Source organism: Saccharothrix sp. CB00851 (genome assembly GCF_001905065.1).
Classification (GTDB): domain Bacteria; phylum Actinomycetota; class Actinomycetes; order Mycobacteriales; family Pseudonocardiaceae; genus Actinosynnema.
Genome location: NZ_LWLC01000021.1, coordinates 82,522 through 102,013, shown reverse-complemented (window position 1 = coordinate 102,013; position 19,492 = coordinate 82,522). Strand labels below are relative to the sequence as shown.

General features: G+C 69.6%; 16 protein-coding genes. 12 read left to right on the top strand and 4 right to left on the bottom strand.

All coding sequences use genetic code 11. The annotated features are described in order from the left end of the window. Positions 1-4 precede the first annotated feature (4 nt). A complete protein-coding gene (locus A6A25_RS20980; protein ID WP_083668520.1) occupies positions 5-1,000 on the bottom strand; it encodes an exonuclease domain-containing protein in 996 nt (331 codons plus the stop codon). Between the two features lie 239 nt (positions 1,001-1,239). On the opposite strand from A6A25_RS20980, the gene A6A25_RS20975 reads away from it, so the two are divergent. Both A6A25_RS20975 and A6A25_RS20970 read left to right on the top strand, forming a co-directional pair. After that, complete coding sequence (locus A6A25_RS20975; protein ID WP_143193314.1) at positions 1,240-1,944, top strand: DUF6218 family protein; 705 nt, start codon at positions 1,240-1,242, stop codon at positions 1,942-1,944. A 194-nt stretch (positions 1,945-2,138) separates the two neighbouring features. Beyond that, entirely contained in the window at positions 2,139-4,241 is a 2,103-nt protein-coding gene (locus A6A25_RS20970) for a tetratricopeptide repeat protein (protein WP_083668519.1), read from the top strand. Here A6A25_RS20970 and A6A25_RS20965 read toward each other — a convergent pair whose 3' ends face one another. Then, entirely contained in the window at positions 4,242-5,873 is a 1,632-nt protein-coding gene (locus tag A6A25_RS20965; protein ID WP_143193313.1) for a hypothetical protein, read from the bottom strand. 435 nt (positions 5,874-6,308) lie between these two features. Here A6A25_RS20965 and A6A25_RS20960 point away from each other — a divergent pair, with 435 nt between their 5' ends. Next, positions 6,309-8,408 carry a tetratricopeptide repeat protein gene (locus A6A25_RS20960; RefSeq protein WP_083668518.1) on the top strand — a complete coding sequence of 700 codons (2,100 nt, stop codon included), beginning with the start codon at positions 6,309-6,311 and terminating at the stop codon, positions 8,406-8,408. On the opposite strand, the gene A6A25_RS20955 is transcribed toward A6A25_RS20960, so the two are convergent. Both A6A25_RS20955 and A6A25_RS20950 read right to left on the bottom strand, forming a co-directional pair. Further along, positions 8,396-10,000 carry a hypothetical protein gene (locus A6A25_RS20955; RefSeq protein WP_158073776.1) on the bottom strand — a complete coding sequence of 535 codons (1,605 nt, stop codon included), beginning with the start codon at positions 9,998-10,000 and terminating at the stop codon, positions 8,396-8,398. The genes A6A25_RS20960 and A6A25_RS20955 overlap by 13 nt on opposite strands. 1,204 nt (positions 10,001-11,204) lie before the next feature. Further along, complete coding sequence (locus tag A6A25_RS20950) at positions 11,205-12,125, bottom strand: hypothetical protein (RefSeq protein WP_073892484.1); 921 nt, start codon at positions 12,123-12,125, stop codon at positions 11,205-11,207. Positions 12,126-12,473: 348 nt separating this feature from the next. Here A6A25_RS20950 and A6A25_RS20945 point away from each other — a divergent pair, with 348 nt between their 5' ends. The 9 genes from A6A25_RS20945 to A6A25_RS44825 all read left to right on the top strand — a co-directional run bounded on the left by A6A25_RS20945 (position 12,474) and on the right by A6A25_RS44825 (position 19,391). Next, positions 12,474-12,779, top strand: coding sequence for a hypothetical protein (locus A6A25_RS20945; protein WP_143193309.1), 306 nt, complete (start codon positions 12,474-12,476; stop codon positions 12,777-12,779). Positions 12,780-12,809: 30 nt separating this feature from the next. Beyond that, positions 12,810-13,247 (top strand): hypothetical protein, encoded by a 438-nt coding sequence (locus A6A25_RS20940; protein ID WP_073892481.1) that lies wholly within the window; start codon positions 12,810-12,812, stop codon positions 13,245-13,247. Then, positions 13,244-14,467, top strand: a complete 1,224-nt coding sequence (locus A6A25_RS20935; protein WP_073892479.1) for a hypothetical protein — start codon at positions 13,244-13,246, stop codon at positions 14,465-14,467. The genes A6A25_RS20940 and A6A25_RS20935 overlap by 4 nt, the downstream gene beginning before the upstream one ends. A gap of 425 nt (positions 14,468-14,892) precedes the next feature. Continuing rightward, the gene (locus tag A6A25_RS20930) at positions 14,893-15,696 is read left to right on the top strand and encodes an ANTAR domain-containing protein (protein WP_073892477.1); all 804 of its coding nucleotides are present in this window, start codon (positions 14,893-14,895) and stop codon (positions 15,694-15,696) included. Positions 15,697-15,846: 150 nt separating this feature from the next. Next, the gene (locus A6A25_RS20925) at positions 15,847-16,146 is read left to right on the top strand and encodes a DUF3040 domain-containing protein (protein ID WP_073892475.1); all 300 of its coding nucleotides are present in this window, start codon (positions 15,847-15,849) and stop codon (positions 16,144-16,146) included. 285 nt (positions 16,147-16,431) lie between these two features. After that, positions 16,432-17,643 carry a zinc-dependent alcohol dehydrogenase gene (locus A6A25_RS20920; protein ID WP_073892474.1) on the top strand — a complete coding sequence of 404 codons (1,212 nt, stop codon included), beginning with the start codon at positions 16,432-16,434 and terminating at the stop codon, positions 17,641-17,643. Continuing rightward, entirely contained in the window at positions 17,640-18,422 is a 783-nt protein-coding gene (locus A6A25_RS45620) for a thiamine pyrophosphate-binding protein (protein ID WP_241828822.1), read from the top strand. Before A6A25_RS20920 ends, A6A25_RS45620 begins: the two co-directional genes overlap by 4 nt. Beyond that, entirely contained in the window at positions 18,311-18,937 is a 627-nt protein-coding gene (locus tag A6A25_RS44830; protein WP_241828829.1) for a hypothetical protein, read from the top strand. The genes A6A25_RS45620 and A6A25_RS44830 overlap by 112 nt, the downstream gene beginning before the upstream one ends. Beyond that, entirely contained in the window at positions 18,882-19,391 is a 510-nt protein-coding gene (locus A6A25_RS44825) for a thiamine pyrophosphate-dependent enzyme (protein ID WP_198932794.1), read from the top strand. Before A6A25_RS44830 ends, A6A25_RS44825 begins: the two co-directional genes overlap by 56 nt. Positions 19,392-19,492 lie beyond the last annotated feature (101 nt).

The following is a 19,492-nucleotide window of genomic DNA, read 5'->3' as shown; positions in this document are numbered from 1 at the left end:
CCCTTCAGGAGCTGAGCCATTCGAGGAAGTCGACTTCTCCGATCATCTCGATCTTGTGGCCGCGGTCGAGCAGTTCCTGGGCTTTGCGGTGTTTGCTGCTGACGCTCATCCCGACCGCGAACCGGGACGGGTCCGCCATGCCCACCACGAGCACGTCGGTCTTCTTGGTGACCCCGGCGATCGCCTGTCCACCGGCGTCGGCGAGTCGCTGGTGGGCCTCCGCGCGCGTCATCGTGGTCAGTGTTCCGGTGAAGCACACGTTCAGGCCGTACAGCATCGAGTCGGGGTCGGCGTCGAGGTTGGCAGTGGGGATCTCTCGTCGTGCGGACGAGCTGAGTCGTCGTGCGGACGAGCCGAGTCGTCGTGCGGACGAGCCGAGTCGTCGTGAGCCGGTCCAGGCGTCGCTGGTCTGCTGCCCGTAGCGGACGCGCAGGCCCTCGAGCAGATCGTCAACGGTGTCCACCTGGTGGAGCCGCATGGCCGCGAGCATGATCTGGGCTGCGGTGTCCGCGTCGGCCTGCGCGTCGTGGTGTTCGCCCATCGCGATGCCCGCGGCGTCGGCGACGAAGGGCAGGCGATAGGTCAGCAACTGCCAAGTCAGTCGGGACACGACCAGGGTGCAGGCGTAGCTCAGCTCAGGCCAGGGCACGGAACTCGCCGTGCAGGCGTCGCGGATCACGCCGATGTCGAAGGCGGCGTTGTGGGCCACCAGCGTGCGGCCGCCGGCGAAGTCCATGATCTGTGTGAGTGCCCGCGGCCACTCCGGGGCGCGGCGAACCATCTCGGCGGTGATGCCGTGCAGGGACGTGTTGTACGGATGGAAGCCACCTTCGCCCGGCGGCTGGATGTAAGTGGACAGCCGGTCGGTGAGTTTCCCGTCCTTCACCAGGGTCATGCCGACCGCGCAGGCGCTTCCTCGCGACCAGTTGGCGGTCTCGAAGTCGACTGCAACCCATTCTCTGCCCATGATCTCCTCATCCGCGGCCGAAGCGTCCACCATCCGGGCCTGAGCACGTAAACGCGTGGCTGCTCTGGCACGGCGAGCGGTCAACTGCCCATCGGCACACGTCGGTCGAGGGTTACATGTGAAGAAGTCTCGGTATGCGGCGCGACTGACGGCTTGCAGGCACCGCTGGGCGCTGAGGTGAAACGAATGGCGACCCACGACGATGGACACGTCATGGACGAAGGTCAACCGCGTGGGCGGTGCCTTTGAGCACGTCCATCGTAGGAGAGATGATGACCGCCGAACCGCTGGAGCACAGTGCCCTCGGTTTGCTGCCCACTCGAGCGGCCGATGGCCGAACCATGATCGGGCACGTGATCGTCTGCCGAGCCGGAGCCGGTCAAGACGATGCCATCGCGGTCTGGCACCTCGACACCGAGGGATCGAGGACCGGAGCCTGGGTGAGGCCCGCCGCCACTGCCTTGACCGAACCTGAGACCGCTCGAAGCCTGCTCGACCTGTGCAAGCGGAAAGCACTCCTGGCGTGGGATCCCGCCGGAGCGGTCCGCACGCTACGGGAGCTGGAACAGGCGGCCGGCGTTCCCCAGACTGACTGGAGCGCCTGCGCGGTCGCCGTTCGAGACTTGGTGGCGGAAGTAGCCGACATTCGAGCCGCGTATGCCAAACGTGTCGCTGAAGAGAAAGCGGGCAAGAAGAACATCGTCGACCTGGACTGGGCGATCGCCCTGCCGGAGCCAATGCCGGCCACAGCCGAAGACTTCGAGAGCTTCGCGCGATTCGGAGAACTCGTCGCTCCCTCGGCAGCAGCGACGGAAGCGCTTCGCATCAGCCGAGTGGGCGGATGGGTAGTGCAGCGCTGGAGGGAAACCGTCGTCGCACTGGGGCGTCCCTACCTCCGAGCCACTTTCGGGCCACCCACCGTGCTGGCACCCGAGTGGGAGACGCGCTTGGCCGACGCCTACGCCCACCAACGCTGAGTTTCCGAATGAGTCTCAGGTTGGCCGTCGGCGCGGCACTGGGTGGTTGCAGTGCGCCCGCTGCGAGGAAGAGCGACGACGTGTGGGTCTAACGGGTGAAAAGTCACGCAGGTGGTGCGTGGATGGCCGTTGCGGGGACCGTCGCATGGCGTAGCGTGGTTCTTTGATCACGACGGCGGATGTGCGGGGCGTAGATGGGGCAGCCGGAATCGAGTCGGCCGCGGCAGGAGCCCGGTGTCGGCAACTCGGTCGTGGACGTCACCGGGTCGGTGGTGCAGGCGGGGTCCATCAACGGTGGCGTGGTGATCAACCACCACCCGGCGCCGTCGGTCGAGGTGCCGGACCAGTTGCCGCCGCCGGTCGCGGTGTTCGTGAACCGGGTTCGTGAGTTCGAGGCGTTGGACAACATGCTCGCTGCTGCCGGTGAGCGTCCGTCCGGGCTGGCGGTGGTCACGGGCTTGGCGGGGGTAGGCAAGAGCGCGTTGGTCAACACCTGGGCGGCGGGCAGGACCGAGCGCTTCCCCGATGGCCGGATGTACGTCGACTTCGCGGCCCTGCGGACGCCGGGCGGCACGGCCGTAGGTGACGCCCTGGCCGAGTGCTTGCGGTCGCTCGGGGTGCTGGAGGAGCACATTCCGCCGACCTTGGCGGGGCGGACGGCGTTGTTCAGGACCAAGATGGCGGCCGGTCGCCGGCTGGTGGTGTTGGACGACGTCACCGAACCCGCTCACGTGCAGCCGTTCGTGACCCGGTCGGCGGGCTCGGTGGTCGTGGCGACGAGCAACGAGCGGCTGGTCGAGTTGGCGCTGGACGGCGCGACCGCCGTCGCGCTGCGCCCCCTCGAACTCGCGGATGCCGTCCGCGTGCTGGCCGCGTTGTGCCCGGACGGGCGGCTCGACGCCGATCCGACGAGCGCGGAAGCGCTGGTGCGGCTGTGCGAAGGGTTACCGGTCGCGTTGAGGGTCGCCGCGGGCCGGTTGCTCGGCAGGCCGTACCTCACGCCGGCGGCCCTGGTCGAGCAGCTCGCCGACGAAGCGGGCCGGCTCGAAGGGCTTGCCCTGGGAGGGGAGCGTGTCGTGTCCGCCGTGTTCGACAACTCCTACCGCAACCTCGACCCGGCTGCCGCCGCCCTGTACCGGCGGCTCGGCCTGCTCGCACTGCGCGAGATCCCGCGTGACGTGATCGACCTCGTCGCCGCTCGTGCCGACGAAGCAGTGGACGCGCTGGTGCGTGCGCACCTGCTCGACGAGATCGGACCGGACCGGTACGCCTTCCACGGCCTGGTCGCGCTGCACGCGCGCGACCGCGCCGTCGAGGAGGAGGCGCCGGAGGACGCGGACTTGCTGCTGGTGAGGGTTCTCGGCCACTACCTGGAACGGCTGCGCCACGCCGATCGCGCCGTCATGGGTGAGCGGTTGCGGATCGACGCGGTGCCGCCGTCGACCCCCGCACCGTTCGGCGATCGGCGCCAGGCGTTGGACTGGCTGATGGCCGAACGCGCGAACCTGCTGGGTATGGTGCGGTCGGCGGCCCTGCACGGTCAGGACGACGTGGCCTGGCGGATGGCCGAGGCGCTCACGGCTCTGTACCTCAACCGCCGCTACCTCGCGGACTGGACCGAATCGGCGGATATCGGCGCCCAAGCCGCCCGGCGAGTCGGCGACCCGGCCGCCGAGGCGCGGCTGCGCAGCATGGTCTCGCGCGCCTACACCGACCTCGGGAGCCTGGACCGCGCGGGGGACGAGCTGGCGCTCGCGCGGGACCTCGCCGCCCGGTGCGACAACCCCGTGCTGGTGGCGTCGGTGTGGGAGTTCACCGGGCGGTACCTCGACCAGGTCGACCCGGCGGCGGCGATCGCGGCGTACCGCACGGCCCTCGCGGTCAACTTCGAGATCGGTGAACGCCGCGGCGCCGCCCTTGCCACCTACTTCATGGGCGGCTCGCTGCACGCGACCGGCGAGCACGACGAGGCGTTGACGGCCCTGTCCCACGCCCACGCAGAGTTCGAGTCGTTGGGCGACGCCAGGATGGCTGCGCGGGCGCTGATCAGCTTGGGCGCCCTGCGCCGGGACGTCGGCGACTTCGCCGCCGCGCTGGTGGACCTGGAGACCGCGGTCGCGCTGTTCCGCCAGTCCGGCGCGGCGCACTACGAGTCCCAGGCGCTGGTCGTGCTCGCGGACGTGCTGGAAGCGCTGGGGCGACCCGAGCCGGCGCGGACGCACCTGGTGCGGGCGGTGGCACTTCGGGAGGCCGCCGGCGCCGATGTGTCGGACCTGCGGTCCCGACTGGGTGACTGATCAAGCCTGTGACACGGTGACACGGCCCGCGCGTCCGCCGGCGAGCAGCTCGAACGACGCCGGCAGCTCCCCGGCGTGGACGAGGAGGGTGTAGAGCGCCGAGGTCAGCAGCGCGCTGTCCCCCAGCGGCCCGGGAGCCGTCAGCGCAACGGCACGGCCGTCCCGGAGGCGGACCTCGCACCCGGTCGGGGTGGCGTGTCCGGCCATCCGGCAGCCGGGGAATGCATCGAGGGTCTCGCCGAGCCAGCGGGACGCCTCCTCGAACGGCCCAGCCGCACGGACGATCGTCGCGGCGTCGGCGAAGCGTCGGACGTCCCGTTCCCGGTCGTCCACGCTGACGTGCCGCACTTCGGAGGACGTGACGTGCGGTGTCGCGGCGAACGGATGTCGGCGCAGCACGACCGTGTCGTCCACGACCGAGCCCACAACATGCAGGCTGTGCAGTTCCGGCAACGCCTGTGCGGGGTCGGCGGCGATCGGCGACTCCTGCGCCCAGGACGGTTCGGGCAGGCCCAAGGCGTCGTAGCACCAGGTGCGCAGCAGCCGCAGCGCTTGTCCCGGGGCGGCGAACACGGCGTCGGCGGGCACGAGCGCCGCATGCTGGTCTCCGGTCGCCTGCTCGACTTGTGCGCGCAGGTCCCGGTGGCGGTCCAACCGGGTGGCTTTGCGCCCGAGGTCCGCCATCACCGTGTCCGTGACGACCTCGTCGCCGAACGCCGCGAGCCGCAGCGGCACTCCCGTCGTCGCGGCGTACAAGCTCAACGATCCGTGGTCGCCGACCACGAGGTCGGACGCGACCATCGCGGCGTGCCAGCCCTTGGCCGGTTCGAGGAGGAGCAGACCGCCGCGCAGCGCGTGGTCGATCACGCGGCGCAGCTCCCAGCCACCTTCCCAGGTCCACACGTTGGGGTGGGCGACGAGCGCCACCCGGTAGTCGTCCACCGGCAGCTGGCGCACGAGCGCTGTGAGCAGGCCGGGATCGGTGCCCAGCAACGACTGCCCGCCCCAGGTGGACGAGACGAGGACCAGGCGCTGGTGGTCGTGCATGCCGAGTGCCGCGCGGTAGCGCGCCCGCTGTGGGGCGCTCGTGGTGAGCAGGTCGAAGCTCGTGTCCCCACCCAGGACCGTCCGTCCCGCCGTCGCCGGGGCCAATTCGGCCAACTGGCGCCGGTGGGAGGGGTGGGTGATGAGCATCCGGAGCTGTCCACCTCGCAGCACCGCGGGGTCCACCAGGCCGGACACTCTGGTGCCGGTGCTGTCGACGTCGGGCACGTGCTTGTGGAAGCCGATGCCGTGCGGGATGACCAGCATCGGCACCGGCTTGCGGGTCCGCAGGTCGAGCTTCTCACTGGCCGCGATCACGAGGTCGCAGTCGAAGTCGGCGACCCGGTTCCAGGGCACGATCGGGGCCGGCAGAGCGCGGATCAGCTCCGCCACGCCGTCCGAGTTGCGTGATCGCTCGTCGACCGTGAACGCCACCCGGACGCGGTCGTCGCCGGCGAACACCGGGAGTGCTTCCAGCAGCCGTATCGCCGAGGTGAGCGTCCTGGCCACCGCGAGCACCGTCGACCTGGGCCGCAACGTGCCCCACCGCGCCGCCTCCGACGGCTCCACGACCCGATCACCGCGCATGGACCGCACCAGCCCGACACGTCAACCGGCTCCCGGCTCCCGGCTCCCGGCTCCCGGCTCCCGGCTCCCGGCTCCCGGCTCCCGGCTCCCGGCTCCCGGCTCCCGGCTCAGCGTCGATCCTAGGCCAGCACCGGCTCCCGCCCGTCCATGGTCGTCTCGTGGCGCATACACATCACCGGATCGTGGACGGTTCGATCGGGTGAGCACGACAGTGCGGCAACCACCTTCGACGCTGACACCTCGAAAGCGTTGCGGTCCGCGCACACCGTCGATCATAGCTAGTGCTGACCCTGTCGCCGTCGCGGCGAACAACCCCGATACTGATCGAGCCCGCTGAGGCCTGACGTGGCAGCACCGAGGGCAACCTCGACGTAGGAGGCGCTTGGCTTCGAGCGTTGCCGTATTCTGCTGATCACTCTGTGCGATCGTCGTGCCTTGGGGGTTGTCGTGGCGGAACGGCCTGGCCAGGTGGCCAACAGTGCCGCCGGGACCGTGGCGGGCAACCTGGTCCAGGTGGGTTCGGTCGATCAGGTGAACTTCCGGGTCGGCAACGCCTTCCCCGGTGGTCTGCCGTGGCAGTGCCCGCCCGTCCCCGCGGTCTTCGTGGATCGGGCGGAGGAGATCGGAGAGTTGCTCGGCGCACGCGAGGCAAGTCGTCCCCTGTTGGTCGTGGTAACCGGTGGGCCTGGGGTGGGCAAGAGTGCTCTCGGGCGCCGCTGGGCGGCGGAGGTCCGCGAGTTCTACCCGGACGGTCAGTTGTACGCCGACCTGCGGTTGCACGGTCGGGGCAGCGGCGTGCAGGTCGGCGAGGTGGTCGAGGGCTTCCTCCGGTCGCTCGGTGTCGCGCAGGAGTGGATTCCGACCGGGCCGGGCGACCGCGAGGCGATGTTGCGCTCGTTGCTGCGCGACAGGCGGTTGTTGATCCTGGTCGATCACGTGTCGACGTCGGCGCAGGTGCTGTCCTGGTTGCCCGATGCGCCTGGCGTGGCGGTCGCGGTCACGTCGCACCGGGCGTTGGACGAGTTGGACCAGCACGGTGCCGTGCGCCTGCGGGTGGAGCCGCTGGCCGTGGATGACGGCGTGGCGCTACTGGCCGAGTACTGCGGTCGGGCGCGGCTTGATGCCGAACCCGGGCTCGCACGTGAGCTCGTCGCGTTGTGCGGCGGGCTCCCGATCGCGTTGACGGTGGTGGCCGCCCGTTTGCGCAGGCGCCCGGCCCTCACGTTGGGCAGGGTCGTGTCGGAGTTGGCCGGCGCGGTCGACCGGTTCGATCTGCTGGTGGGTGAGTCGGGACCGGTGGTGAGGGCGGTGTTCGACGGGGCGTATGACGACCTGCCCCCGGAGGCGGCGCGGTTGTACCGGCTGCTGGGTGTGCATCCGGGGCCGGAGTTGTCGGTGGGAGCGGCGAAGGCGTTGCTCGGCAGTGCGTCGGCGGAGCACCTGCTCGAGGTGCTGGAGGGCGCGAACCTGGTCGAGTGGGCCTCAGACGACCGCGTGCGCATGAGCGCGTTCGTGGCGGCCCACTCGACGTCCAAGGCCGATGTGGAGCTGACCCGGTCAGAGCGCGACACGTCGCTGCGCCGCTTGGTGCACCACTACTTGGCGCGCGCCCAAGCTGCGGATCTGGCGTCGATGGGTGATCGCCTGCGGTTGTCGGACGCGGATGACGAGGTCGTGCGCATCGCCGGCGACTTCACGTCGAAGGCTGCGGCGCTGGACTGGTTGGACCACGAGCTGCCGAATCTGTGCGGTGCGATCGAGGCGGCGGTACAACGCGGTTGGGCGGACGAGGTGTGGCGGTTGTGCGAGGCGTTGTGGCCGCTGTTCCTCAACCGCAAGCACTACCGGGACTGGGTGGCGACGCACGAGCGCGGTGTGGCAGCCGCGGTGGCCGTCGGCGATCCCCGGGTGGAGGCGCGGATGCGCAGCCAGCTCGCCCGTGCCTTCATCGAACTGCGGCGGTTCGAGCTGGCCGAGGTGGAGTTGCTCGCGGCGGCGTCGGCGGCCGCGGCCGGTGGGGACGTGCGGGTGCTGGCGTCGGTGGAGGAGTTCACGGGTCGCCTGCACCTCGACCGCGGCGCCTACGACCGCGCGATCGAGCACTACACGCGTTCGCTCGCGCTGAACCAGGGCATCGGGCGGGACCGGGGCGTGGCGTTGCAGCGCCACTTCCTCGGGCAGGCGCTGCACCGCAGTGGTGACCTGGAGGCGGCGCACGACCAACTCCAGGAGGCGCTGGAGTCGATGGGGCGGTTGGACGACCGGCGCAACGTGGGTCGGATCAGGATGAGCCTGGCGGCCGTGCAGCGAGACCGGGGACTGGACGATCAAGCACGTGAGCAGCTCACGCAGGCGTTACGGCTGCTGCGTGAGGCCGGCGCGTGGTTCTTCGTCGCGCAAGCCCTCGAACAGCTGGCCGACGTCGATGATGACCGGGCGCGCGAGCACTTGGCAGCAGCCTTGGACATCTACGAGCGTGCCGGCAGCCCATTGGTCGAGCGTGTGCGGGAGCGGATCGCCGGTTATCCGGGGTAGCTGTCGCGGAACCGGAACCGCACCTCGTGGGTGCGGGAGCCCAGGCGAACCGTCAGACGGTCTTGGGCGGGGGTGAGCCGGTCGGCGGCGGACAACGCGTACACGGCGGAAGCCGCGATCGACGGCTCGACGGCTGTGCGGTCGAGGTCGAACAGGTGCAGTCGGCCTCCATTCCCACGAACTACCAGGCTGTCCGCGGTCGCGGCGACGCGGGCGCCCGGGTGGGCAGCCAGCGCGGACCGACCCCAGCCGACCGCGTCGTGCGGCCGGACGGACGCCAGCAAGACGGCGGCGCTGTCCAGCAGCGCCGTGTCGAAGCTGTCGTGCTCGACCGCCAAGTGTTGATCGTGCTCGGCGTTGTGGGACGGCCAGGAGGGTTCCGGAAGGGTAGCGGGGAAGCGCTCCACCGCCACCGTCGAGTCGTGCGAGACCGTGGTGACCACGCGGTGAGCCGTGACCGGCCGGACTTCGGGTTCGGGGTCGCCCACCGGACGGGCGTCGAACTCGGCGTCGTCCTGGGCCAACGACATCGTGTCGTAGAGCAACGTACGCAGCACCCGGGTGGCCTGATCGCGCAGGGCGAACGCACGGCGGGTGATCGGGTCGTGGATCGTCGGGTCGTGGTCTGCGATCGCGGTTTCGATTTGGGTTCGGAGGTCTGCGTCGGGGCGGAGACGCGGCGCGTGGTCGGCCAACTCCGCCATCGGCGAGGTCGGCACGACCTCCTCGTCGTCGAACGCCCCGAGCATCAACGGCACACCCAACGCGGCGCCGTAAAGACTCAGCGAACCGTGGTCGGAGACCAGCACGTCCGCCGCGACGAGCGTGGCGCGCCACCCCTCGTGCGGCGGCACCAGCAACAGACCCGCCCCGATCGCCGAGGCCAACCAGCCGCGCACCTGGTAAGGGCTGTGCCCGAACCACACGCTGGGGTGCAGGACCAACGCGACCCGGTACTCGTCCGCAGGCAGCTCGGCCAACATCCGGGCAGGCAACCGGAGGTGCTGCGCGAATACCGACCGTGCGCCCCAGGTCGAGTTGACCACGACCAAGCGCTGGCGGTCGTGCAAGCCCAGTGCTCGTCGGTAGCGGGACCGGTGGGAACGGCTGGCCGACAACCGGTCCAGGCACACGTCCCCGGCCACCACGGCGCGCGGCAACGCCGGCGGGCAGCTCAGGGCAAGCTGGTTCAATTGCTCTTCGTGTGACAGCACGATCGCGATGGGAACCACGCGCCCGTCGCGGACCAACTGGTCGGCCCGGAAACCCGACACGGACCGCGGTGCGCCGGGCTCCGTCTTGATGTACTTGTTGTGCCCCGCACCGTGGGGGAGCACTACGACGGGCGCGTCCAGCAGGTGCAGGTCACCGGCCTCGCTCGCCGCGATCACCAGGTCGAAACTCATGCCGAGGACCTGGTCCCACGGCACCAACCGACCACCGAAGGAGCGCACGAAGTCGACCACACCGTCGGTGAACGCCGAGCCCGGCTCCACCGTGAAGACCACCTGGATCCTGGCGTCCTCGCGTACCAGGTCCAACACGTCGAGCAACCGCGTCGTCGTGGTCACCGTCCGGGTGACGGCCAGCACGGTGCGTCGGAAACCGACCGTGGACCACCGACGCGCTTCGGGCCCGACCGGCACTCGAACAGGCAGATCAGGCGCCACCAGGACCGCCCGACGAGATTATTCGACTCGCGTGTCCGGGCTTCCGGGCTTCCGGGCTTCCGGGCTTCCGGGCTTCCGGGCTTCCGGGCTTCCGGGCTTCCGGGCTTCCGGGCTTCCGGGGTGATGATCAATCCTAGACGATCGGGCCAGTCCGAATGACCCGTGAAGCCCGGCCAATGCGACGTCTCGTCCAGGGTGCTGCTCCCGCCGCCGGACTGACCGCCGAAAGCCCACGGGCGGCACGGCGGCAGGAGTCGGGACATGGGACGAGATGCTACCTGCCCGGCTGAACCGCTGAACGTCCAACGGTTCGCAGGTCGACCGCCTGGTCACCCGTGTCACCGCGTGGTCGACCGACTCGGCCGTCCTCCACAGCAAGTCAGTCCGGAGTACCGCAGACGGTTCCGGAGAACTCCTCCGGTGTGGAGCCGGGCACGGCTTTCGACGGCGGCTTCACCACCCGGTGGACGTCGCATACCGCCGGAAACCAGTGGCTGTCGGTCGATCCGGGCACGGCTCGGCAGCGGCTACACAAGTTGGTCGGGTTGTGCCGCTGGTGTCGGTCGATGGAAGGTGTACGCCGTCCGGTCAACGATCCCGGTGGACGGCTGACCGGTCCAGGTCGGCGAGGTACCAGCGATGGAAGCGGCCGGACACGAGTTGGGCGGTGGTGGCCTCGGCGACCGCCGGCACAGCTTCCTCGGCTCTTTCCCTCGGCGTGCAGCAACCTCAACACGCGAGCCACCGCCAGGTGCTGTTGGAAGCTGCCCAACGATCGAGCCCTTGATCAGGGCGGCGGTTGAACACATCCGGCGGGCGCCGGTCATCGGCAGTGCCGCCTCCGGCTTGCTGAAGCCGTCGGGCATCCTCCGGTCCGACTCTTCGTCGTCGCGGCACTGCGCCACCCCAGGGTCGTCGGCAGCCATCCGTTGGCGATCGCCATCGCCCGGTAGGAGGGGTACGGCTCGTGCCGCCGTCGCTGATCAGATCCTCGTCCGGGCCGTTGACCCTCACCTCCAGGTTGTGCCGTGGCCCTCGCAGTAGGAACCGCGCACGTCAAGGGCCTGGTTGGGTCGGTGGAGTTGTGGCAGCCGAAGCGCCGGTCGGACAGCTCGCAGGCAAATTGTCACGCGGAGTCGGCCATCAGACGGAGGTACTGCTGAACCGTTCTGCGGTGTGCGCCGCGCAGCCCCTCCATCTGCCCCAGACGGTCGAGTGCCTCGTTGGCGTCAGGTTTGACGCGAGGTCCGCTACGTGACCAGACGTCCGTGCCGCGCAGCATGTGGTTGGTGGTGAGCACGGTGCTGCCGTGGGCCAGCAGGATTTCCAGCACGCGCAGCTGCTTGGCCGTGTCACGGGAGAAGCGGCTCAGGGATGGCACGAACACGATCGTTGGCTGCTCGACGGCTCGGCGCAGCAGCGCCATGATGTTCTGGTCGAAACGCGGATCCGTGCCGCTGAGCAGCACGGCGCCGTCGATCTGCTGGGAGAGTCGCACATCCACTTCCTCTTCCTGGCCGGGAAGAGGCGGACGGTTGGTGGTAGGACAGCGATAGTCGGCGCGACCGCCGTCACCGGTAACGATGCCGGCCAGGGCCTCCAGACACGCCCATGCCCTCGGGTATCGAGCGTCCAAGCCCGTGAACGGGTCGTGCCCGGTGGGTTGGACCGGGCTGCGCCTGCCAGCGGCGATCAGGTGTGACAGCGGGCCCGCCGCTCTGGTGGTGATCACACGGAGCGCGCTGTCGCCGACCGGTCCGGACGCGTGCAGGTCCTCCAGGCTGCTGTTGCGCACAACTACGGTGGTGGCGGCGATGATCTCCATGCTCGCGTCACGCGGCTCGTAGTCGAACACCTCTTCCACGAACGGCGTCATCAGCACGTCGCGGGTGCGGTCGGAGAGGGACGAGAAGGCCGTGGCCCTGGCGAGCACGTCGTCCGCGACCGCGTCGGCTTGTTCTTGCTCGACCTCGCACCCGTCGACCAACACCTTGATCAGGTCTTGCCGGCACCAGACGCCCATCAGGTCCGGATCAGGACCGGTCATCTCCTAGCCTTTCGTCATGCTCCATGCGTGTCAACTGCTGTGGTCGCGCAACGGTATTCGCTGGCGGAAGGAGCGACCCGGCTGGGGTGGGCACGCCTGTCGCACTTCCCCGTTAACCCGTTCGTGTGTATGAGAGAGCGTTCAAGGCCGTTGGGTCGGCATGGCGAGGCAGGGTCACCGCAGATCTCGTCCGAGAAGGGAGCACGGCCTTGTCCGAACTCACCGGTGACATCCCGTTCGGGCCGTTCGAAGGGGCACCTATCCGTGCCTTCGGGACACTTGCGAAGCAAGTCGCGGCTCCACGTCGACCCGCGGTGCTCCTCCCTTCGGGGGAAGAACGCCGGAGAGGTGACCGTCCCGCTGAACGCTGCCTCAGTGGCCCGAATGTGTCGCTCGTGTGCGCAGTCGCCGATGTGGACCCGGCCGAGCACATCGCTGAGGGCCTTCCTGGATGCCCTCACCGGCGCCGGACTGCTCCGCCAGTTGTCGAGCTTCACGCCCGGTTACCTGGACGACGAGCTCGACGGATATGAGGTGCAGCGGGCAACGGAGTTGTTGAGACTGGGTGAGTGGCCCGACGATGACGATGACACGGCCGCGTGGGAGGCGTATGAAGCTGCGCACTTCGTCAGGGACAAGCTGTTGCTTCCGTGATGGTTTCGCGCGGGGGATAGCCTGTACGCGGTGCACCAGACTTTGGCGCGCTACCCGTGGCTGGCCGAGTGGGCCAGGCCCCGCGTCGACCTCAAGGTCGAATACGCCGGCGAGCTCCGTCGGGAGTTCGCGGGCATGATCGTCCCGCGGAACCTCGTCGACGCCGCCGCGGTGGCCCACTTGCCGAAACCCGACCTCCCCGTCGATCGTGGCGAGTTCTCGGTCTTGGGAGACGTCCGTCGTGCGCTGGACGAGCTGTGGCGCCGGTGGCAGCACTCGGCCTCGACCGGGTGGACACGGCTGGAGTCGCACACCCACCCCGTGCACAGCGTTCTCGCCGCCGCCATGGGCAACAGGAGAAGGGGACGTCCCGAAGCCGACAAGGCCCTGCGCGACCTGGTACGTGGATGGTCCGCCGCAGCCGCGCCGCAGGCGATGAGTCGACTACCTCGCCGGAGCGGTGGGTGACCGCTACGCTGCCGACCTTCGATGACCACGGCCGCAGCGGGCGCGAGCCGGTCGACCTGCTGCCGCGATGGCATCTGGCAGTGCTCGCGGTGCACCGCGTCACCGTCGATTGGCGGTCCCGTGCCGTGGTGCTCCGGGTTCCCGACGCAGTCGGCCGCGTACTGCTCGACGACCACGTCCTGAGCTGTCAACAGGTCGATCGGCCGGACAGCGCCCCCGCCGACACCCTTGCCGAGCTGAGTTCCGGGAACCGAGCGGAGGATGGTCTGGGGTTGGGGCTGCTGGACGACGGTCCGGTGGCCGATCGCCGGCTCGTCGGCCCGAACGAGGCGAAGGCGCTGGACGCGACGGAAGCCGGCGATCAGCTCTACCTCGTCCACACGCAAACCGGCGTGGAGGTCGTCTACCTCGACGCGATCGCCGCACGTGCCGATAGCGAGTGGCGAGGGGTGGTCCTGGTCGGAGCCGACAACCTACCCGCTGCGATGATCGAGCCGTGGCGGCGGGAAGTGACGTCCAGGTCCGCGGATGAGCGATTCGACCTGCTCGGCGCCCGGGCCGGTGAACACGAGCTCGTCCGCTTCGCCGATCGGGGCACGCGGGACGTCGAGACCCTTCTGCGGACACTGGCCATCGCCCGATGCGCACCCGACCTGCGCATGATCAGCACACCCGACGGACGATCCCCGCGGTGGCCGGTGTGGCGGGCGCTGTTGGCCGCCGAGCGGCTCGACCTCACGCCGTTCACCTCGCCCCAGGAGCAAGGGCACCGCCGCACGTCGGGACTCGGGCTGCCCCTATTCGTCCTCGCCCAGGCGCAGTTCTACACCACCAACGCACACGTCGATTACGGCAAGGGACATTCCCTGTACTGCGGTCACGCCCGTCCGCGCTCCGGACTCGACAAGGGCTACGATCTGTTCACCGTCGCCGACCTGGCGAAACTGGGGGAGACCGACTGGTGCAGCAAATGCGGAGGCTATGCCGTCCGGCGACTTGACGACAGGCAATTGGAGTATTATCGGTCCTCCCATCGATTGCTCTCGATCAGCGAAGAACTCGACCGCCAGCTCGACGAAGCCGCTCTCGACCACCTACGCGGAGATCTCGAAGAAGTCGCAGACCTGGAATTCGACCCCGACGAGGGTTGCAGCCCGCCGATGCAGCAGTGGTGGGAGGCGTTGCGCGCGTTACGGCGAATAATCGACACGTATCGGTGACGACGCGGTTCCAGCCGAGGTCCGTACCGCTCGTCGGAACGCGACCGCTCGTCCACCGCGCACACCACCGCAGCCGTACCCGGTCGTCGCGGTGAACGCCGATAGCGCCTCGATCAGCCGCCTCTCGGAGGTGAGCGTCCTGACGACCGCGGCAACGTTGACTTCGGCCGGAACGGGCCCCGACAGCGAGGGCCGGGGTGCTCGCGTGCCGCGGTGGTGAGGCGGATCTCGTCGTGGGTCGGCGTCACCGGGCAGGTCACGTCGAACGCCCAAGCCTGGGTTCAGGCTGGCACCGGAAGAAGTCGGTACTGTGATGTTCGGCACCGGCCGGCCGGCCCTGCTGCCCGTGAGTGTCCGCCCGGTCCGGTGGGGCGTGACCGCAGGCGGCCTCAGAGGTTGTTTCGAGTGGTTGGGAGTCTTTGAGCGTGGTCGATCATGGGGCAGTGTCAGCGGACTGGAAACCACTGGTCGCACTGCTGGAGACCATCTTGCTCCGAGTCCGGGCGGACCTGGGAGACTCTGAGCCGGTCTGCCTGACGATCAGCGCCGGCCACACCGATTCCCCCGCCGGTACGGGACTGGAGCGGCTGGCCACCTTCGGTCAGGGCGCCGAGCTGATCGACGCCCAGGTCGAGGTTTTGGGCGGCCCGGTGCCCGACGTGGTGCCGGGCGACGAGCCGATCATCACTCCCGACGTGTGGCACGACCCTCGATGGCCCGAGCTGACCCGGCAGGCGATGACGCTGCGCGAACCGGCGTTGGCGGCACTGTGGCAGCGCGTCACCGGCATGGCCGCGATCGGGACCGGGTGGGATGGCGGAGGCGTGGCCGTGCTCGCGTGCTGCCTGACCGACGCACCCGATGACCGTGTGCTGGCGGTGCTGCGCCGCTACGAGCAGCTCATCGCTGCAGCGCTCGCGGTGGTGCACGCCTCGACCGTCGAAGGTCCCGAGCAGGTGTTGCACATGCTGCAGTCCCGTGCGGTGATCGAGCAGGCCAAGGGAGCGGTGATGGCGGTCTCTCGCTGCGACGCCGACACCGCTTGGAAGACCCTGCGCAACGCGAGTCAGCACTTCAACGTCAAACTCCGCCACCTGGCCACCGCGCTGGTCGTCCACCTCGGCAACGCCCCGGCTGAACACCCCACCGGTCTGCCGACGATCACCTTCGACCACAACGCCCACAACGCCGCACTGCTCACCTGGCAGGCCTTGACAGCCACCGACTGACGCTGCCTGCCGCACCACCATTCGCAGCTGGCGTATCCGGACGAGCACGTCCGTGCCGTTGTCGTGTGGCTGTGCTCTGTTTTCCCGGCACGTGCGGCGGGTACTCCGGGCAACAGAGGACGAAGTCATCGCCGGATCGTTGGAGTCGCGATGCTCAGCCGTGACGAGGAACGTCGGCTCGCCGAGATCGAGCAGCAACTGACCGCAACCGACCCGGCATTCGCCGCTATGGTGCGCGACGGAACGATGAGACCGGCCATCGGAACGCGGACCGCTGCGGTCCTGGCGCTGTGCGCACTCGGTGCCTTGCTGTTGATCCTGGGAGTGATCGCCGCGACGTTCTCGTTGATCTTCTGGAGCGTCGTGGTGCTCGGTTGTGCGGTGGTTGCGCACGTCGTGGGAGGTAAACGGGCGGGGCGGGGTCGAACGTCCGATGAGGGTCCGCTGTGATGATAGAGACGCGCCGCCGGACCGGAGGCGGGACGAGGGTGCCCCAGCGGTGTGAGCCACGTCGATGGCGAGTTGGTATCGCGCCGCGGTGGGTGGTCCGAAGTGGTGCAGCCGGCGGTGTAGGGCCTGTTCCGCGGTCAGGAGGCGGACAGACAGATGGGGGACGTACTGGAACTCGCAGGCGATCGGGGGACCGTCCCGCGCCTACCGCACAGGCGATGGCGGTGTTTCGGGGGTGTTGTCGCGGGAACTCGGCGGCGGAACCCGCGATGAGGAGGCGACCCGGTGAAGGCTGTGGTGTGGCACGGGACCGGTGACATCCGCCTGGACGACGTGCCCGACCCGAAGATCCTGGAACCGAGTGACGCGATCGTGCGCATCACGCGCAGCGCGATCTGCGGCACCGACCTGCATCTGGTGCGCGGCACGATGCCCGGCATGGTCGAGGGCACGATCCTCGGGCACGAGGCGGCGGGGGTGGTGGAGGAGGTCGGTCCGGCGGTGCGCGGGTTCACCCCGGGTGACAGGGTGGTGGTGACTTCCACGATCGGGTGCGGCACGTGTTCGTACTGCCGGGCCGGCTACTACGCGCAGTGCGACACCGCGAACCCGAACGGGCCGTCGGCGGGCACGTCGTTCTTCGGCGGGCCGGAGTCGACGGGACCGGTGGACGGGTTGCAGGCGGAGTACGCGCGGGTGCCGTTCGCGATGACGACCCTGGTGCGCATCCCGGACGCGGTGACCGACGACCAAGCGATCCTGCTGTCCGACATCTTCCCCACGGCGTGGTTCGGCGCGCGGCTGGCCGAGGTCGGCCGCGGGGACAGCGTGCTGGTGCTGGGCGCCGGGGTGGTGGGCCAGTTCGCCATCGCCTCGGCCAAGAGGCAGGGCGCGGGACGAGTGTTCGTCGTCGACGGCGACGCCTCGCGGCTGGACAAGGCGCGCGAGCAGAACGCCGAGACGGTCGACTTCAACCGCGAGGACCCGGTGGCGCTGGTGAAGGAGTTGACCGGCGGCATCGGCGTGGACCGCGTCATCGAAGCCGTCGGTGTGGACGCCCAACGTCCGAAGACTGGCCCCGCCGCCGAGCAAGCCGGGCAGAGAGCGGAGCAGTTCGAGCAGGAAAGGCGCCAAGCCGCACCTGCGGCGAACCCGAGCGGCGACCAGTGGGTGCCCGGCGACGCGCCCAGCCAGGCGCTGCGGTGGGCCGTGGAGGTGGTGGCCAAGGCGGGGAGTGTCGGCATCATCGGCGTCTACCCGCCGGGCTTCGACCGCTTCCCGATCGGCGAGGCGATGAACAAGAATCTCACCGTGAAGATGGGCAACTGCGACCACCGCCGTTACCTGCCCGAACTGCTCGACCTCGTGGTCGGCGGCACGGTCGACCCCACCGCGTTCATCACCCAGCACGAACAGCCGGTCAACGCGATCGAGGCGTACAAGACGTTCGACCGTCGCGAAGAGGGCTGGCTCAAGACCGTCCTGGACGTCGCATGAGCGGCACGGTCGCGGACGCGCTGGTCGGGCGTTTGCGCACGTGGAACGTGCCGAGGGTGTTCGGGTACGCGGGCGACGGCATCGACCCGATCCTGGCCGCCCTGCACCGTGCGGGCGGCGACCCGGAGTTCGTGCCGACCCGGCACGAGGAGATGGCCGCGTTCATGGCCTGCGGGCACGCCAAGTACACCGGTGAGGTGGGTGTGTGCCTGGCGACCCAGGGGCCGGGCGCGATCCACCTGCTCAACGGCCTGTACGACGCCAAGCTGGACCGCCGCCCGGTGGTGGCGATCGTGGGCCAGGTCGTGACGATCGCGCTGGGCACGGGCTACCTGCAGGAAGTCGACCTGCACTCGCTGTTCAAGGACGTCTGCGGGCAGTACCTGCAGACGGTGTCCACGCCGGAGCAGTTGCCGGTACTGCTGGACAACGCCATGCGCACCGCCCTTTCCCAACGGGTTCCCACGTGCCTGATCGTGCCGCACGACGTGCAGCGCGCCGACGCCGTGGACGACCTGCCGCACACCCACGGTGTCGTGCCGTCCTCGGCGGTCACCGCCCGGCCACGCGTCATCCCGCGCGAGGACGACCTGCGGCGCGCGGCCGAAGTGCTCAACGCCGGGCGCAGGCCGGCGCCGAGCGGGAGGTCGCCCGGGTCGTCGAGGCGCTGGGTGCGGGCGTCACCGCGTCGTTGGTGGGCAAGCCGGTCATCCCGGAGGACGCGCCGTGGCACACCGGCGTCATGGGTCATCTGGGCACCACCGCCTCCGCCGAGCTGATGGCGGAGTGCGACACGCTGCTGATCGTGGGCAGCAATGACCCGTGGACCGAGTTCTACCCGAAGCCCGGCCAGGCCCGCGCGGTCCAGGTCGACATCGAAGCCCGTGTCGTGGGCAGCAAGTACCCGGTGGAGGCGGCTCTGGTCGGCGATGCCGGCGAGACGCTGCGGATGCTGCTGCCGCTGCTGGCGCGCAACCCCGATCGCGGGTGGGAGCAGCGGGTGTTCGCCTGTGTTGCCAAATGGCGTGCGGTGGCCGGGCAACGCGCCCATGCGTCCGCCGATCCGCTGAACCCGGAGTTGGTGGTGCACGAGCTGTCGGGCGTCCTGCCGTTGGACGTGCAGGTCGCGGTGGACGTGGGCTCGGCCACCTACTGGTACGCCCGCCACCTGGCCCTGCCGGTCGGCGCGCCGGCCCACACCTCCAGCTACCTGGCGTCCATGGGCTGTGCCATGCCGTATGGGTTGGCGGCCGAGCTGCACGCCCGACCGGCCCGTCGTCGCTCTGGTGGGTGACGGCGCGATGCAGATGAACGGGCTGTCGGAGCTGATCACGGTCGCCGACCGGTGGCGCACCTGGGCCGACCCGCGGTTCGTGGTGCTGGTGCTGCACAACCGCGACCTCAACGAAGTGACCTGGGAGCAGCGCGAGATGGAGGGCGACCCCAGGTTCCCGACCTCGCAACGCGTGCCCGAGTTCCCCTACGCCGCCTACGCCGAACTGCTCGGACTGCGCGGCCTTCGCATCGACTCGCCTGATCAGGTGGCCAAGGCGTGGCGCGCGGCGTTCGACGCCGACCGGCCCGTGGTCGTGGAGGCCATGGTGGACCCCGCGGTGCCGCTGCTGGCGCCGCACCTGCCGGACGAGAAGATGGACATGATCCACAAAGGACTCGACCAGGAACCCGGCGGCGACGCGGAACGGGAACACCTGCGGAATCAGCGCGCGGCCGAGGGACACCGGGAGTGACCACGCGCCGCGCTGGCCCGCGGCGCGTGATCGGGCCGTGTTTCGAAGACCGGCACGAAGCGCGACCGGTGACCGTCGTCACCCGATCGGGTGAGAACGAC